This window comes from Amycolatopsis aidingensis (assembly GCF_018885265.1).
In the GTDB taxonomy this organism is placed as follows: Bacteria; Actinomycetota; Actinomycetes; order Mycobacteriales; family Pseudonocardiaceae; genus Amycolatopsis; species Amycolatopsis aidingensis.
This window is the reverse complement of record NZ_CP076538.1, coordinates 2,887,351-2,903,314: the sequence shown is the minus strand read 5'-3', so window position 1 is coordinate 2,903,314 and position 15,964 is coordinate 2,887,351. Positions and strand designations below refer to the sequence as shown.

At 71.5% G+C, this 15,964-nt stretch carries 13 protein-coding genes; 4 read left to right on the top strand and 9 right to left on the bottom strand.

Going from position 1 to position 15,964, the window contains the following annotated elements; genetic code table 11:
• Positions 1-15 precede the first annotated feature (15 nt).
• The 5 genes from KOI47_RS13660 to KOI47_RS13640 form a co-directional block, all read right to left on the bottom strand.
• A complete protein-coding gene (locus KOI47_RS13660; protein ID WP_216216337.1) occupies positions 16-501 on the bottom strand; it encodes a helix-turn-helix domain-containing protein in 486 nt (161 codons plus the stop codon).
• 94 nt (positions 502-595) lie between these two features.
• On the bottom strand, positions 596-1,066 hold the full coding sequence (locus KOI47_RS13655) for a CinA family protein (protein WP_216216336.1): 471 nt from the start codon (positions 1,064-1,066) through the stop codon (positions 596-598).
• Positions 1,063-1,665 (bottom strand): CDP-diacylglycerol--glycerol-3-phosphate 3-phosphatidyltransferase, encoded by a 603-nt coding sequence (pgsA, locus tag KOI47_RS13650; protein ID WP_232376859.1) that lies wholly within the window; start codon positions 1,663-1,665, stop codon positions 1,063-1,065. Before pgsA ends, KOI47_RS13655 begins: the two co-directional genes overlap by 4 nt.
• Positions 1,666-1,730: 65 nt before the next feature.
• On the bottom strand, positions 1,731-3,182 hold the full coding sequence (gene rimO, locus KOI47_RS13645; RefSeq protein ID WP_216216334.1) for a 30S ribosomal protein S12 methylthiotransferase RimO: 1,452 nt from the start codon (positions 3,180-3,182) through the stop codon (positions 1,731-1,733).
• Positions 3,183-3,240: 58 nt separating this feature from the next.
• Positions 3,241-5,295, bottom strand: coding sequence for an acyltransferase family protein (locus KOI47_RS13640; protein ID WP_216216333.1), 2,055 nt, complete (start codon positions 5,293-5,295; stop codon positions 3,241-3,243).
• Between the two features lie 145 nt (positions 5,296-5,440).
• Here KOI47_RS13640 and KOI47_RS13635 point away from each other — a divergent pair, with 145 nt between their 5' ends.
• Entirely contained in the window at positions 5,441-6,004 is a 564-nt protein-coding gene (locus KOI47_RS13635; protein WP_216216332.1) for an amino-acid N-acetyltransferase, read from the top strand.
• Between the two features lie 111 nt (positions 6,005-6,115).
• On the top strand, positions 6,116-6,541 hold the full coding sequence (locus KOI47_RS13630) for a phospholipase (RefSeq protein ID WP_232376857.1): 426 nt from the start codon (positions 6,116-6,118) through the stop codon (positions 6,539-6,541).
• Positions 6,542-6,636: 95 nt separating this feature from the next.
• Here the strand turns inward: KOI47_RS13630 and KOI47_RS13625 are convergent, their stop codons facing one another.
• On the bottom strand, positions 6,637-9,183 hold the full coding sequence (locus tag KOI47_RS13625) for an FtsK/SpoIIIE family DNA translocase (protein ID WP_216216330.1): 2,547 nt from the start codon (positions 9,181-9,183) through the stop codon (positions 6,637-6,639).
• Between the two features lie 144 nt (positions 9,184-9,327).
• Here KOI47_RS13625 and KOI47_RS13620 point away from each other — a divergent pair, with 144 nt between their 5' ends.
• Positions 9,328-10,149, top strand: coding sequence for a lysophospholipid acyltransferase family protein (locus KOI47_RS13620; RefSeq protein WP_232376856.1), 822 nt, complete (start codon positions 9,328-9,330; stop codon positions 10,147-10,149).
• Positions 10,150-10,200: 51 nt separating this feature from the next.
• The gene (locus tag KOI47_RS13615; RefSeq protein WP_216216329.1) at positions 10,201-11,181 is read left to right on the top strand and encodes an EamA family transporter; all 981 of its coding nucleotides are present in this window, start codon (positions 10,201-10,203) and stop codon (positions 11,179-11,181) included.
• A 212-nt stretch (positions 11,182-11,393) separates the two neighbouring features.
• On the opposite strand, the gene KOI47_RS13610 is transcribed toward KOI47_RS13615, so the two are convergent.
• The 3 genes from KOI47_RS13610 to KOI47_RS13600 form a co-directional block, all read right to left on the bottom strand.
• A complete protein-coding gene (locus KOI47_RS13610; RefSeq protein ID WP_269756718.1) occupies positions 11,394-13,028 on the bottom strand; it encodes a ribonuclease J in 1,635 nt (544 codons plus the stop codon).
• Positions 13,029-13,093: 65 nt separating this feature from the next.
• Positions 13,094-14,107 (bottom strand): 4-hydroxy-tetrahydrodipicolinate synthase, encoded by a 1,014-nt coding sequence (dapA, locus tag KOI47_RS13605; RefSeq protein ID WP_216216328.1) that lies wholly within the window; start codon positions 14,105-14,107, stop codon positions 13,094-13,096.
• Positions 14,108-14,242: 135 nt separating this feature from the next.
• Entirely contained in the window at positions 14,243-15,757 is a 1,515-nt protein-coding gene (locus tag KOI47_RS13600; RefSeq protein ID WP_216216327.1) for a serine/threonine-protein kinase, read from the bottom strand.
• Positions 15,758-15,964 lie beyond the last annotated feature (207 nt).

Genomic DNA, 15,964 nt, shown 5'->3' with positions numbered 1-15,964 from the left:
TGGTTCGGGACGCCTTCAGGCAGCCAGCGTGGAGGCCAGCTTCGGGCCGCTGATCGTGGTCCGCAGCGTCGGTGACATCGGCGGCCGCAGGCTGCCCGACATCCGCAGGTCGGCGAGGTCGTTGCCGATCACGTCCGGCACCAGCCTGCCGCCCTCCAGCTCGCCGCCGGTCGCGGCGCCGGCCTCGGCAGGCTCGGGCACCTCGTTCCCGGTCTCGCGTTCGGTCCGCTCCGCACGCTCGTCCACGGCGCCGACCTGCACCCCGTCCAGCGCCGAGACATCGGCGGCGACGTTGTGCAGCAGCTCGGCGAGCGGCATTTCCAAGGCATCGCAGATGGAGGCGAGCAGCTCGCTGGATGCTTCCTTCTGCCCACGCTCCACCTCGGAGAGGTAACCGAGGCTCACCCTGGCGGCACGCGAGATCTCGCGCAGCGTGCGGCGCTGGTTGGTGCGGGCATGACGGAGCCGATCACCGATCGCCTCACGCAACAGCACGGTCATCACGCGCCTCCCTTCGGGTAGTTACCACGTTACCCAGACCAGACGGATCGATGCAGTCGTTGACACGTCCTTCTGCCATGGGCGAACGCCCCGGTCACCGTAAATGTTCCCGGAGCAGGTCCAGCGCGGCGGCGGCCGAAGCCACCCGGATGGACGCCCGGTCGCCGGAAAGCCGCAGCGCACGGGTGGTCCGCAGGTCCGGGCCGTGCAGGCCGAGGTACACCGTGCCCGGTTCGATCCCGTCCTGCGGGTCCGGGCCGGCGACCCCGGTCAGGCCCAGACCCCATTCGGCCCGGCACACCCGGCTCGCCCCGGCCGCCAGCTGCGCGGCCACCTCGGGGTGCACGGCCCCGTGCCGCGCCAGCAGTCCAGGGTCCACCCCGGCGAGCGTGGCCTTCAGCTCGGTGGCGTACACGACCAGGCCGCCCCGCAGCACGGCGCTGGCGCCGGGGACCTCGGCCAGCGTGGCGCACAGCAGCCCCGCGGTCAGCGACTCGGCGGCGGCGACGGTCTCCCCGCGGCCGGTCAGCGCGGCCACGACCGCGCGGGCGTCGGCGCCGGTCACCGGCCCACCGAGGCGCGTTTGCCGGTCGCCCGCAGCTTCACGGCACGGAACACGTAGTCCAGCCCGGTGACCACGGTGAGTACCAATGCGAAGCCCATCAGTACCCAGCGCACCGGATCCGCTCCGGCCGGCAGCGGCAGCAGAAAGAGCACGATCGCGACAATCTGGGCCAGCGTCTTCGCCTTGCCGCCCCGGCTGGCCGGGATCACCCCGTGCCGGATGACCCAGAACCGCAGCAGGGTCACCCCGATCTCCCTGGCCGCGATCACGATGGTCACCCACCAGCCGAGCTCGCCGAGCAGGCTCAGCCCGACCAGCGCGGCGCCGATCAGCGCCTTGTCCGCGATCGGGTCGGCGATCTTGCCGAAGTCGGTGATCAGGCCGTACCGGCGGGCCACCCAACCGTCCACCTGGTCGGTGAGGGAGGCGATCGCGAACAGCGCGGTCGCCGCCAGCCGCCACCCGGTGTCCACCCCGCCGGCCGCGAACAGGGCCAGCACGAACGCGGGCACCAGCACCAGCCTGGACAGGGTCAGCACGTTGGCGACGTTCAGGGTCGGAACCGGCGTGGGCACCGGAGCGGGCGGTGTCTCCCGCACTCGCGGTGCCTGCGCTGCCTCCGGCGCGCCCTCGTCCTCCTCCGGCGCGCCGTCGGCGGCGGCACTCACCGGGGCGCGCCCTGGTCCGGCGCCAGCGGGCGCACGATCAGGTCCACTCCCTCGGTGCCGACCACCTCGCCGCGCACCAGCTCACCCACCGCGGCCCCGGCCGCCTCCGGCAGCACGCACTCGCCATCGACCTCGGGCGCCTGATGCGCGGCCCGGCCCCGCACCTCGCCATCCGCAGCCGACTCGACCAGCACCTCGACCACCTCGCCGACCCGGTCCTCGGCCCGCTGCGCGGTGAGCTCCTCCACCAGCCAGGAGATGCGCGCCACCCGCTCCGCGACGACCTCGGCGTCCAGCTTCCCCTCCAGGGTCTCGGCCTCGGTGCCGTCCTCGTCGGAGTAGCCGAACACGCCCACGGCGTCCAGTCGCGCGCCGGTCAGGAACCGCTCCAGCTCGGCGAGGTCCTCCTCGGTCTCCCCGGGGAAACCCACGATCACGTTGGTGCGGATGCCCGCCGCCGGGGCGTACTCCCGGATCTGCTCGATCAGCGCCAGAAACGAGTCGCAGGAGCCGAACCGGCGCATCCGGCGCAGCACGGTCTCGCTGGCGTGCTGGAAGGAGAGGTCGAAGTAGTCGGCGACACCCGGCGTGGTGGCGATCGCGCGCACCAGCCCCGGGCGGGTCTCGGCCGGCTGCAGGTAGGACACCCGCACCCGCTCGATGCCCTCGATCCCGGCCAGCCTGGGCAACAGCAGCTCCAGCGCCTTGGCGCCGCCGTGCTCGCGGCCGAGGTCCTTACCGTAGGAAGTCGAGTTCTCGCTGACCAGGAACAGCTCGCGGGCACCCTGGCCGGCCAGCCAGGCGGCCTCACCCAGGATGTCCTCCGGGGCGCGCGAGGTGAAGGAGCCGCGGAAGGACGGGATGGCGCAGAAGGAGCACCGGCGGTCGCAGCCCGAGGCGATCTTCAGCGCGGCCACCGGCGAATCCGCCAGCCGGGTACGCAGCACCCGCGGCCCCCATGCCCCGTGCCCGGGAACGGTCACCTCCTCGGCCGCCGCGGGCCGCTGCACCGGGCTGATCGGCAGCAGGGTGCGCCGGTCGGTCGGGGTGTGCGCAGCGACCCGGCGGCCGGCGACCACGTCGTCCAGCCGCTCGGCCAGGTCCGGGTAGTGGTCGAAGCCCAGCACCGCGTCCGCCTCGGGCAGGCTCTCGGCCAGCTCGTTGCCGTACCGCTCGGCCATGCAGCCCACCGCGACCACCTTGGCCCCGGTGTCCGCAGCTGCCAGCAGGGTGTCCACGGAGTCCTTCTTCGCCGAGTCGACGAAGCCGCAGGTGTTGACCACGACAACGGAGGAGTCCTCCACGTCCTCGGCCAGCTCCCAGCCACCCGCGGTGAGCCTGCCCGCGAGCTCCTCGGAGTCGACCTCGTTGCGGGCGCAGCCCAGCGTCAGCAACGAGACCCGGCGGCCGTCGCCAGGGGTGGAGTCGGTGGTGGCAGAAGAAGACACGCCGATCAGGGTAACGGGCACGCGACGGCCCCGGCCCACGCGGCCACGGCGCCCAGGGTCACCAGCCGAGCGCGGAGACGAACTGCTCCTCGATGATGGGCGACATCGTGCCCATGTAGGTGGCGCTGAGGTGGTGCCCGTCCAGGTACACCAGCACGTTGCCGATCAGCGAGGGGCATGCCTGTTCGGTGCAGTAGTAGTCGGTGAAGTCGAGGAAGGACACATTCGACGGTATGTCCGCCAGCGCCGTGTAGGGCGCCGGCGCGGCGAACAGTTCGCCGCGCGGGGTGCTGCACTCGACCGACTCCGGCCCGTGCCGCTCCACGCAGGCCGGACCGGAGAAGTCGTGCCGCGCGTTGTCCCGGATCGCCACCACCGGGATCCCGGCCCGCTCCATAGCCCGCCACTGCTCGACGTAGCCCGGCGGGGTGTACTCGGTCAGCCCGGCACGCACGTCCCTGGTGGCCAGGGTGACCACGGCGTCCGGTTTGGTCTCGGCGAGGTAGTCCGCGACATCGGCGTTCCACTTGATGCATCCGGCGTCGCCCGGCATGGCATCGGCGTCCACCGAGAACGGGCAGGCGCCCTTCAGGATCGCCGACAGCTGCCAGTTGCGCCGTTCGGCCATCGGCAGGAACGCGGCGAGGTACTGCTGGATGTGCGAGTCACCGACGACCACCACCCGCTTCTCGGCGGTGGCCGGGTCGATCCCGTTGCTACAGACCTCGAGCTCCTCGTTGGGCAAGGGCCGTGGGCACGGGCCGGGGATGCCGGCCCAGTCCTCGGGCAACGCGATCAGGGACGGCGCGGGCTCCACGTCCGCGGCACCGGTGTAGGTGAAACCGGGGATCATCGCGGCGGCGCCGGGGTGGTCGGGATCGCCGATCTCGATCGTGGACTCCCCCACGCGCTGGGTCGCCACCGCCTGCCAGGCGCCCGCGGCGAGCAGCACCGGCACCAGGGTGGCCACGCCGAAGCGATAGGCACCCCACCGGGAGCCTGCCCCGATCCGGGAGTCCCGCACCGGCTTCTCCACCAGGTGATAGGTCAGCGCGGCCAGCAGGAAGGACAGGCCGATGACGACGGCGCCGCCCCGCCAGCCGACCTCCTCCCGGTCCCGGATCACCAGGTAGAACAGCAGCACCGGCCAGTGCCACAGGTACAGCGCGTAGCTGATGTTGCCGAGGTACTCCAGCGGCCTGGCGGCCAGGATCCGGTCGGCGCCCGCCCGGCTGCCGGTCGCCCCCGCGACGATCACCAGTACCGCCGCCATCGTCGGCCACAACGCCGCGTATCCCGGGAAGACCGTGCCGACCTGCAGCAGCATCCCGCAGGAGGCGAGCCCGAGCACCCCGATCCAGCCGAGCAGGATCCGCAGCAGCCGGGGCAGCACGATGGCGTCGATGGCCAGCGCCAGCAGGCCGCCGAGCGCGAACTCCCATACCCTGGTCAGCGAGTGGAAGTAGGCCAGCGGCTGGTTCTGCCAGGTGAGCAGGACCGAGTACGCCAGCGAGGCGGCGAAGGTGGTCACCAGCATGACCAGCACCCCGGTACGCACGCTGCGGCCCGCCGCCCTGGCCGCCAGCGCGACGAGGGCGACCAGCAGGGGCCACACCAGGTAGAACTGGCCCTGGATGGAGAGCGACCAGAAGTGCTGCACCACGCTGGCGGTGTGGTGCTGGGCGAAGTAGTCCACCGAGTCCACGGCCAGCCGCCAGTTCTCCACGTACAGCGCGGAGGCCACGACCTCCCTGATGGTCTGGAACCACCGGCTCTCCGGCAGGAAGGCGAAACTGACCACCATGATCGCGGCCAGCACGGTGAGCGCGGCCGGGAACAGCCGCTTGATCATCCGGCCCCACATCGGCCGGAACTCGATCCGGCCACGCTCGCTGGCCCGCACCAGCTGCCCGGTGATCAGGAAGCCGGTGATCACGAAGAACACGTCCACGCCGCCGGAGATCCGGTCGAACCACACGTGGTAGACGACCACCAGCACCGCAGCCAGCGCCCGCAGCCCCTGCAGCTCCGGCCGGTACTTGCGGGCCTGGGGGCGTGCGGGGGACCCCGCCGAGCGACGGGTGGCCGGCTCGGCGACATCGACGTTGTTCACCCGGGTTCCTCCGCTGCGCCTCGGCCGTCACCGGCCCTCACTGAACTAGGTGACGTCCATCATCGCGGCAGGGTTGCCCGCTTCACTCGGCAGGGGTACCCGGCCACCGCCGGGCCCGTGACCGGCGAAGCGCTAAGTTGGCCGGGTGGCCCATGGATCTTCCGCACCCGTAGTCCGCCGTGCCCGGATCGCCGACGTCCGCAAGATCAAGTCCTTGGTGGACTCCGACGCCGGGCGCGTGCTGCTGGAGAAAAACCTGGTCACGCTGTACGAGGACGTGCAGGAGTTCTGGGTCGCCGAACTGGAGGGCGAACTGGTCGGGTGCGGCGCGCTGCATGTGCTCTGGGAGGACCTGGCCGAGATCCGCACCGTGGCGGTGGACCGGACGATGCGGGGCCGCGGCATCGGGCACGCGCTGGTCGCCCGGCTCATCGAGCTGGCGCGGGAGCTGGGGCTGCCACGGCTGTTCGTGCTGACCTTCGAGACCGGCTTCTTCACCCGGCACGGCTTCACCGAGATCGACGGGACCCCGGTGCCGAACGAGGTCTACGAGGAGATGCGGCGCTCGGCGGACGCCGGTGTGGCCGAGTTCCTCGATCTGCCGTTCGTGAAGCCGAACACTCTCGGCAACACCCGCATGCTCCTTGACCTGCGTGAATCCGCAGTGGACCCGCGCGGTACAGCTGGTCCTCACCACACCGTGGAGTGATATTCACGTATAATCCTCCGCTCGGCGGTAGGTCCCGCGGAGGCCGAACCCGGAAGCTGATCACGCCCTGTCGAAAACGATCAGCGAGGGAACCTCATGTCCGTGACTACCGTGCGCAGCACGTTCCGGCGGCTGGCCGCTGCGACCGCCGTCGGCACCGCGCTCGTCCTCGGTGCAGGCACCGCGCAGGCCACCGACATCCGGGCCGTGACCGACGACTACCTGTACGGCAAGTCCCTGTCCCAGTTCGCGCAGATCAGAGCCGACCGGCCGTACCAGGGCCAGCTGGACTGGTCCTCCGACGCCTGCTCGTGGTCCCCGGACAAGCCACTGGGGTACGACTTCACCCGCGCCTGCCACCGGCACGACTTCGGCTACCGCAACTACAAGCGGCAGGGCCGGTTCTCCGAGCCGAACCGCAAGCGGATCGACGACAACTTCTACGACGACATGAAGACCATCTGCGCGGGCCGCTGGGCCTGCAACGGCGCCGCATGGACCTACTACCAGGCCGTCCGCCAGTTCGGCGCCAGCTGAGCTGAACCGCGTCTCCCGGGCCGGAAGCCTCGGGCCGGCCCGGGGGTGCGGGCCCTGCCGCGGCGCGCGCACGTACCGGAACGGCAAACACGCCGCTAGGCCTCGGCGTCCTCCGGGGGTGGGCCGCCGCGGATGGCGTACAACGCCGACTCCAGCTCCTCCGGCTTGACCAGCACGTCCCTGGCCTTGGAGCCCTCGGAGGGGCCGACCACTCCCCTCGTCTCCAGCAGGTCCATCAGCCTGCCCGCCTTGGCGAAGCCGACCCGCAGCTTGCGCTGCAGCATCGAGGTGGACCCGAACTGCGAGGTGACCACCAGCTCCGCGGCCTGCAGCAGCACGTCCAGGTCGTCACCGATCTCGGAGTCGATCTCCTTCTTCTCGCCGGCCTTGGCCGCGGTGACCCCGTCGGTGTAGTCCGGCTCCGCCTGCTCCTTGGTGAAGTTGACGATCGCGCTGATCTCGTCGTCGCCGACGAAGCTGCCCTGGATCCGGGCCGGCTTGCCCGCGCCCATCGGCAGGTACAGGGCATCGCCCATGCCGATCAGCTTCTCCGCCCCTGGCTGGTCCAGGATGACCCGGGAGTCGGTGAGCGAGGAGGTGGCGAACGCCAGCCGGGAGGGGACGTTGGTCTTGATCAGCCCGGTCACCACGTCCACCGAGGGCCGCTGGGTGGCCAGCACCAGGTGGATGCCGGCCGCGCGGGCCTTCTGGGTGATCCGGACGACCGCGTCCTCCACATCCCGCGGCGCGGTCATCATCAGGTCGGCGAGCTCGTCCACGATCGCCAGGATGTAGGGGTAGGGCTCGTACTCGCGCTCGCTGCCGGGTGGGGCGGTGATGTCCCCGGAGCGCACCTTGCTGTTGAAGTCGTCGATATGCCGGACCCGGTTGGCCTGCATGTCCTGGTAGCGCTGCTCCATCTCCTCCACCAGCCAGGCCAGCGCGGCCGCGGCCTTCTTCGGCTGGGTGATGATGGGGGTGATCAGGTGCGGGATCCCCTCGTAGGGGGTCAGCTCGACCATCTTCGGGTCGATCAGGATCATCCTGCACTCGTCCGGGGTGGCCCTGGCCAGCAGCGAGACCAGCATCGAGTTCACGAAGCTGGACTTACCGGAGCCGGTGGAACCGGCCACCAGCAGGTGCGGCATCTTGGTCAGGTTCGCGGTGACGAAGTGGCCCTCGATGTCCTTGCCGAGCCCGATCACCATCGGATGCTCGTCCTTGGCAGCCTTGGTCGAGCGCAGCACGTCGCCAAGCCGCACCATCTCCCGGTCGGAGTTGGGCACCTCGATCCCGACCGCGGACTTGCCGGGGATCGGCGCCAGCAGCCGCACGTTGTCGGTGGCCGCGGCGTAGGCGATGTTCTTGGTCAGCGCGGTGATCTTCTCGACCTTCACCCCCGGCCCGAGCTCGACCTCGTACCGGGTGACCGTCGGCCCCCGGGTGAATCCGGTGACCTGGGCGTCCACATTGAACTGTTCCAGCACCCCGGCGATCGCCTCGATCATGGCGTCGTTGGCCTTGCTCCGGCTCTTCGGCGCCTCGCCGAGGGTGAGCAGGTCGGGCGAAGGCAGCTTGTAGTCGCCCTCGACGGTCCGGGTGACCGCCAGCGCGGTCTGCTCGCCCTTGCGGGACTTCGGCTGCTGTTCGGGGACCTCGATCGGCTTGGCCTTCGCCTTGCTGGCCGCGGGCTCGGCGGGCGTGGTGTCCGCCCCGGCCGCGCTCGCGGCGGCCGGGCCGTCCTCGGTACCGCTGCCCTGCCTGCGCCGGGACGGCTTACGCAGCCGGACGGCTGCGGTGTCCGCCTCGGTGACCGCGGCCCGCTCCTCGGCGATGGCCCTGCGCTCGGCCTCGGCCGCCTCGCGCTCCTCCGGATCCAGCCCCCAGTCCCGCAGCCGTTGCGGGATCTCCCGGACCGGGGTGGCGGTGAAGACCAGCACGCCGTATCCCAGGGCGAGGATCAGCAGCGGCACGGCCACCCAGGAGGTGACGCCCTTGGCCAGCAGCCCGCCGGAGAACCAGCCGAGCCAGCCGCCCGCGTACATCTGGTCCTCACCGGCATCCGGCTTGCCGTTGAACAGGTGCAGCAGGCCGAGCACGGACAGGGTGACCAGCAGGCTGCCGATCACCATCCGCGGGCGGGTCTCCGGCTTCGGTTCGGTGCGCATCAGCGCGACCGCGATCACGAACAGGGCCAGCGGCAGGGTCACCGAGCCCGCCCCGAACACGCTGCGGGTGCCGATCGCGACCCACTGGCCGATCGGGCCCGCGGCCTGCCACCACATCCCGACCGCCACGATCAGCCCGAGCGCGACCAGTCCGAGCGCCAGCCCGTCCCGCCGGTGCTCGGCTTCCAGCTCCCGGCTACGTCCGATGGTGCGGGCGAGCCCGCCGAGGCCCTTGGCCAGCAGGTTCCAGCCGCCGCGTACCGCCTTGCCGAGCCCGCCACCGGAGGAAGAACGCCGGGCCGCGGGCTTGCGGGCCTGCGGTTTGCGGGCGGAGGTCCGCGCGGGTGCCGGGCGTGACCTGCCGGAACCGCGCGCGCCCTTGGCCGGCGCCGTACCGCGCCCGCCACCACGTGACGTACTGCGTCCCTTGCTAGGTCCTTTACCAGGTCCCTTTGTCACCGACCCGCTCGCCATACCTCCTACGGTAACCGTTTGACCACTGTGATCACTGCTGCCACTCGGGACGCACCCGAAACATTTGTCCCCGTGACATCACTCGCAGCACCGGCACCGGAGCGGGCGTCCGGGCAGGAACACCCGCATGCCATGCTCTGCACCATGTTCGCGCTGCATGACGCCGACAACGAGCCGACACGCCGGGGCAGCGGCCAGCGCACGCCCCCGATCTGGCGCGCGATGCTGGCCATCGACACCGCCGTGGTGAACCTGGCGGGCAGGCTGCGGGTCACCGGCGGTCTCCCGGGCGAGCTGCGCGGGCGGCCGCTGCTGATGGCCGCGAATCACATCGGGGTGTTCGACGCGTTCGTGCTGATGGCCGCATGCCGCCGGATCGGCATCGCGCCACGGTTCCTGCTGGCGGGCGGGCTGCTGGACGCCCCGGTGCTGGGCCCGGCGCTACGGGCCAGCGGGCACCTGCGGGTGGACCGGGGCAAGGCGACCGCGGTGGAGCAGTTCACCGCGGCCACCGAGGCCCTGCGCGCCACCCGCGAGCCGATCATCGTCTACCCCGAGGGCCGGATCAGCCATGATCCGGGCCTGTGGCCGGAGCGGGGCAAGACCGGGACCGCCCGGCTCGCGCTGGCCGCTGGCACCCCGGTGGTACCGATCAGCCAGTGGGGCGCGCACGAGGCGGTGTACTGGGGCACCGAGACCGTCACCGGGATCAGGGACGTGCTGCCGCTGGCCCGCTCCGGGCTGACCGCGCCGCTGCGCAGGCCGGTCTTCCGGGTGCATTTCGGCGAGCCGGTGGACCTCTCCGAGTTCACCTCGGGCGCTCCGGGGCATGCGGTACGAGCGCACGCCAAGATCATGCGAGCGATCACCGAAGGGCTGGTCCCGCTGCGCCGTGGGGAACCGGACCGGCCGCGTTTCCACGACCCGACCAGGCCGACCGACACCCGCAGCCCCTGGCGCCCTTGACCGGCCGGATATTCGTTCGGTGCTGCCAGGGCCGGGACATACGCTCGCCGGGTGGTCACCGATCTCTCCCGGCGCTCATCCGGTTTCGTCCCCAGCCGGGCCCGCGGCACGACGCTGATCGTTCTCGCCTCGGTCTGCTTCGGCAGCTCGGGCGCCATCGGCAAGCCTGCGATGCTGGCCGGGCTCGCCCCGGAGCAGGTAGCCGCGGCCCGGATCGGGCTGGCCGCGGCACTGCTGGTGGCGGGTGTGGCGGTGGTCCGGCCCTCGCTGCTGCGGGTGCGCCGTGGGGAGTGGCCGTTGCTGGTGGCCTACGGCCTGCTCGGCGTGGCCGGGGTGCAGCTGTGCTACTTCATCGCGGCCGCGCGCATCCCGGTTGGGGTTGCGATCCTGCTGGAGTTCACCTCACCGGTGCTGGTGGCCCTCTGGGTCCGGTTCGTGCGCAGGGTGCGGCTGCCAAGGCCGATGTGGATCGGCATCGCGCTGGCCATGCTCGGCCTGGCCATGGTCGCGCAGGTCGGCTCGGGGCTGCGGCTGGACCCGGTCGGCCTGCTGGCCGGGCTCGGCGCCGCGTTGTGCTCGGCTGGCTACTTCCTGCTCGGCGAGCGCGGGGTGTCCACCCGGCACCCGCTCGGCATGGTCACCTGGGGCATGCTGGTCGGCGCGGTGGCCGTATGCGCGGTGGCGCCGCCGTGGACCATGCCGGCCGAGGTACTCACCGCACCCGCCGCGTTCGGGCCGTGGCATCCGCCGGTGTGGGTGCTGCTGGTGCTGGTCGCCGTGGTCGCCACCGCGCTGGCATACCTGGCCGGAATCACCTCGCTGCGGCACCTGCCCGCGTCGGTGGCCAGCGTGCTCGCGCTGCTGGAACCGGTGGTCGCCGCGACCGCGGCCTGGCTGCTGCTGGGCGAGGCGCTCAGCTGGTCACAGGTGCTCGGTGCGGCCGTGCTGCTCGGCGGTGCCACCCTGGTGCAGCTGAACGACCCCGGCCCCCGGCATCCCGGCGGGGAACCGCTACCGGTATCGCCCGGGTAGCGTGCCCGCCGTATCCACCCCGGGAGGGAGGGAAACCGGTCCGGGGAGGGACGCCATGCGGCGACGTGCCCAGCAGACTCGGGACCATGCACCCCACCACTCGAGCCGAGCAGCGCCGGGCCCGCCGCGCGCTGCTGGCACAGGTCCTCACCGTCGGGTTCGCGCTCCTGGTCGCAGCGGGCAGGCGGCGCTGACGCGCCCGCGAACCCGAGCTAGACCGGGATGACGGTCGGCACGATCATCGGCCGTCGCCGGTAGGTCTCGGCCACCCAGCGGCCGACCACTCGCCGGACCGACTGCGCGATCCGGTGCGGATCGGTGATCCCCTCGGACTCGGTCCGGGACAGCTCCATCTCCACCAGCGGCAGTACCGCGTCCAGCGCCTTGGGGTCGTCCGAGAAGCCCCGGCCGGACACCGTGGGCGGGGACACCGCCCGCCCGGTGTTGGAGTCCACCGCGACGTTGATCGCGATGAACCCGCCCTCACCGAGCACCAGCCGGTCGGACAGAGTGGACTCGCCGACGTCGCCGACGGAGAGCCCGTCCACGTACACGTGCCCCACCTCGACCCTGCCGGTGATCGTGGCCTGCCCGTCGACAAGGTCGACGACCACCCCGTCCTCGGCGATCACCACATTGCGCGGGTCCACCCCGGTGCGCACCGCGAGCTCGCCGTTGGCCCGCAGGTGCCGCCACTCGCCGTGCACCGGCATCACGTTGCTCGGCCGCACCGCGTTGTAGAGGAACAGCAGCTCACCGGCGGAGGCGTGCCCTGAGACGTGCACCTTCGCGTTGCCCTGGTGCACCACCTGCGCGCCCAGCCGGATCAGCCCGTTCACCACACCGAAGACCGCGGTCTCGTTGCCCGGGATCAGCGAGCTGGCCAGTACCACGGTGTCGCCTGCCCGGATGGAGATCTGCCGGTGCTCCCCACGGGCCATCCTGGACAGCGCGGACAGCGGCTCACCCTGCGATCCGGTCGAGACGAACAGCACCTTGCTCTCCGGCAGGTTCGCCGCCTGGTCCAGGTCGATCAGCAGCCCTTCCGGGACCTGCAGCAGGCCGAGCTCGGCGGCGATCCCCATGTTGCGCACCATCGAGCGGCCGACGAAGGCCACCCGGCGGCCATGCGCCTGCGCCACGTCCAGCACCTGCTGCACCCGGTGTACGTGGCTGGCGAAACAGGCCACGATCACCCGCCGGTCGACCCGCGCGATGACGTCGTCCAGCACTGGCCCGATATCGCGTTCCGGCATGACGAACCCGGGCACCTCGGCATTGGTGGAGTCCACACAGAACAGGTCCACGCCCTCGTCGCCGAGCCGGGCGAACCCCGCGAGGTCGGTCAGCCGCTCGTCCAGCGGCAGCTGGTCCAGTTTGATGTCCCCGGTGTGCAGCACCAGCCCGGCCGGGGTGCGGATGGCCACCGCGAGCGCGTCCGGAATGGAGTGGTTGACCGCGAAAAACTCCAGCTGGAACACGCCGAGCTCGCGGCGCTCCCGCTCGCGCACCTCGATCAGCTTGGGCCGCTGCTTGTGTTCCTTGCACTTGGCGGCCAGCAGCGCGAGGGTGAACCGTGAGCCGTAGACCGGCAGGTCCGGGCGCAGCCGGAGCAGGAACGGCACGGCGCCGATGTGGTCCTCGTGCCCGTGCGTGAGCACCAGCGCCTCGATGTCCTCGAGGCGGTCCTCGATGGCCCGGAAGTCCGGCAGGATCAGGTCCACGCCGGGCTGGTCGTCCTCGGGGAAGAACACCCCGCAGTCGACGATCAGCAACCGTCCGTCGTACTCGAAGACGGTCATGTTCCGGCCGACCTCGCCGATCCCGCCCAGCGCGACCACGCGCAGGCCGCCATCGGGCAGCGCGGGCGGCGGGTTGGTCGGGCCGGGGCCGTGCAGTAGTGCGTCCTTGCTCAAGGGTGAATGGTCCCAACGCTGGTGTGTGTGGTCGGCGCCACGTAGGCGGCCGCGGAGTCGGCCTGGGCCACCTTGGAGCCGTGGTAGTCGGAGGTCGGCGCGTCGTCCAGCGGCACCCCCGCCTGGGTCAGGTCGGCGGCGATCGCCTCGACCTGCTCGCGGGTGGCCGGAACCAGCGGCAGCCGCGGGTCGCCGACGTCATAGCCGCGCATCCGCAGCCCGGTCTTGCTGAACACCACGCCACCGACCCGGGAGAACGCCCGGTACACCGGCAGCATACCGCGGTGGTTGGTGCGCGCGGTGGAGGTGTCGCCGTCCTCGTAGGCCTCGATCATCGCCCGGAGCCTGCCCGCGACGACGTGGCCGATCACGCTGACGATCCCGGTGGCGCCGACGGACAGCCAGGGCAGGTTCAGCCCGTCGTCGCCGGAGTAGTAGGCAAGGTGGGTGTTGGCGATGACCTCGCTGCCTGCGAGCAGGTCGCCCTTGGCGTCCTTCACCGCGAGGATCCGGGGATGCTCGGCCAGCCTGCGCAGGGTGTCCACCTCGATCGGCACCACCGAGCGCGGCGGGATGTCGTAGAGCATGATCGGCAGCTCGGTTGCGTCGGCGACCGCGGTGAAGTGCGCGTACAGCCCGGCCTGCACCGGCCGGGAGTAGTACGGGGTCACCACCAGGGCGCCGTGCGCGCCAGCCTTCTCCGCGGCCTGGGTCAGCTCGATGCTGTGCGCGGTGTTGTACGTGCCGGTGCCCGCGACCACGGTGGTCCGGTCCCCCACGGCCTCGACAACGGCGCGCACCAGGTCGGCCTTCTCGGCGTCGGTTGTGGTCGGGCTCTCCCCGGTGGTGCCGTTGACCACCAGGCCGTCGTTGCCGAGATCCACCAGGTGCTGGGCGAGCTCCTGTGCCCGCTTCAGGTCGAGGGCGCCCTCGGCGTCGAAGGGCGTGACCATCGCGGTGAGCACGCGGCCGAACGGTCTTCCTGGTGCTGCGGTGGGTGGAGTGACCATGCTGCTGACCGTACCTCTTCATACCGGGATTCAGGGCGCCGACCTGCAGGGGCGCCGGGATCACACGCCACCGCCCGCTGGACGGCGAAGGATCGTTCGCCGCCCGCGCCCGGCACCGGAACTTCTGCGGGGCCGCTACCGGACACCGTTGGCCACGTAGCCGTTCAGCTGGGCACCGGAGGCCGACTCGGCCACGCAGATCACCTGCCGGTTCGGGTTGTCGCTCTCCGGGATGAACTCCCACTCCTCCTGCGCCGGGATGAGCGCGGCGTAGCGCAGCCGGTCCCGCTTGTCCGGTTTGATCGTGTTGCTGTGGAAGCTCATCGCGCAGTGCGCCTCGGCGAACGCGCGCAGGTCCTGCTCCGCGGGGTACTCCACCGGGGCATTGTCGCGGTCGCGATCGTTGCCCAGCGCGGTCACCCGGTCGTAGCGCTGCAGGTTGTACGGTTCATCGCAGTCCGCGCTACTCAGCTGGTAGCCCAGGCGCAGCTGGCCGTCGTAGCACCAGTCCCCGCCGTCGTCCTCGATTTTGAGGTCGCCACCCTTGCCGTAGGTCATGGTCGGCAGCATGGCCGGATCGACTTCCGGATCCGGTTCGAAGAGCCATTTGCCCAGGAAGAGGCCGCCGACCAGCAGGGCGACGGCCGCCACCGCGCCGCCTGCCAGCAGCAGGTTGCGCCTGGTCCGGCCCGGTGGCGGCTGCCGGGGGCCGGTGTGCCCGCCGACCATGGTGGGCGCCGCGCCGGAGTACAGCGCGGTGTGCTGCCCGCCGGGCGGGGTGGACACCCCGGACTGGGCACCCGCCATGGACAGCAGCCCGCGCGCCTGCTGGGCGGACAGCCTGGCCTCCGGGCTGGAGATCAGCAGCCCCATGATCGCCGAGGCCAGCGGGCCCTGCGCGTGGGTGAGGTACGGGACCTCGTTCATGATCGCGTGCAGGGTGGCCGCGGTGGTCGGCCGCTCGAAGGCGACCAGCCCCTCCACCGCGAAGAACAGGGTGGCGCCAAGCGACCACAGGTCGGAGGCCGGCAGCGCCTCGTGCCCGGCGACCCGCTCCGGGGCCATGAAGGCGGGTGAGCCGACGATCATCCCGCTGGTGGTCAGCCGCGGGTCGTCCACCGCCTGCGCGATGCCGAAGTCGGTGAGCTTCACCCGGCCGCCCGCGGTCACCATGATGTTGCCCGGTTTCACGTCGCGGTGCACGATGCCGGCCTCGTGCGCGGCCTGCAGCGCCGACAGCACCTGTTCACCGATGGCGGCCACCTGGTGGGCCGGCATCGGCCCGTGCTGCCGGACCAGTTCGGACAGTGTCGGGGCCTCCACCAGTTCCATCACGATGTAGGTGGTGTCCCCCTCCGCGACCACGTCGTAGACGGTGACCACCGCGGGGTCGTTCAGCCTGCCGCCGGTGCGCACCTCGCGCAGCACCCGCTCCTGGAACATCCCGGCGTCGGCGGTGCCCTCCGGCAGCCGCAGCTCCTTGATCGCGACCTGCCTGCCGATCACCCGGTCCTCGGCCCGCCACACCACGCCCATGCCGCCGCGGCCGAGCTCGCCCAGCAACACGTAACGGCCCGCGACGGAACGCGGGCCCGGCGCGGGCTGCGTTCGGGTTGCCTGTTGCTCCTGCCGGGTGTGCTCATCGGTCACGCGTGCGCCTCCTCAATGTCCGGTCGCATGGTAGTCCGACCGTGTGAGGGCGGTGCGGGTTCCGGGGTCCCCAGCGCCCTCGTGCACCACATGCGTTACGCGGTCACCGTGCCGTCCCAGAGACGAGCCGTGATCATCACCGGCCGGGTTCGGGCACACGCGGACTTTCCCCCGTTTTTGCGACTCGCAAAACGGGCGCGCGAACTT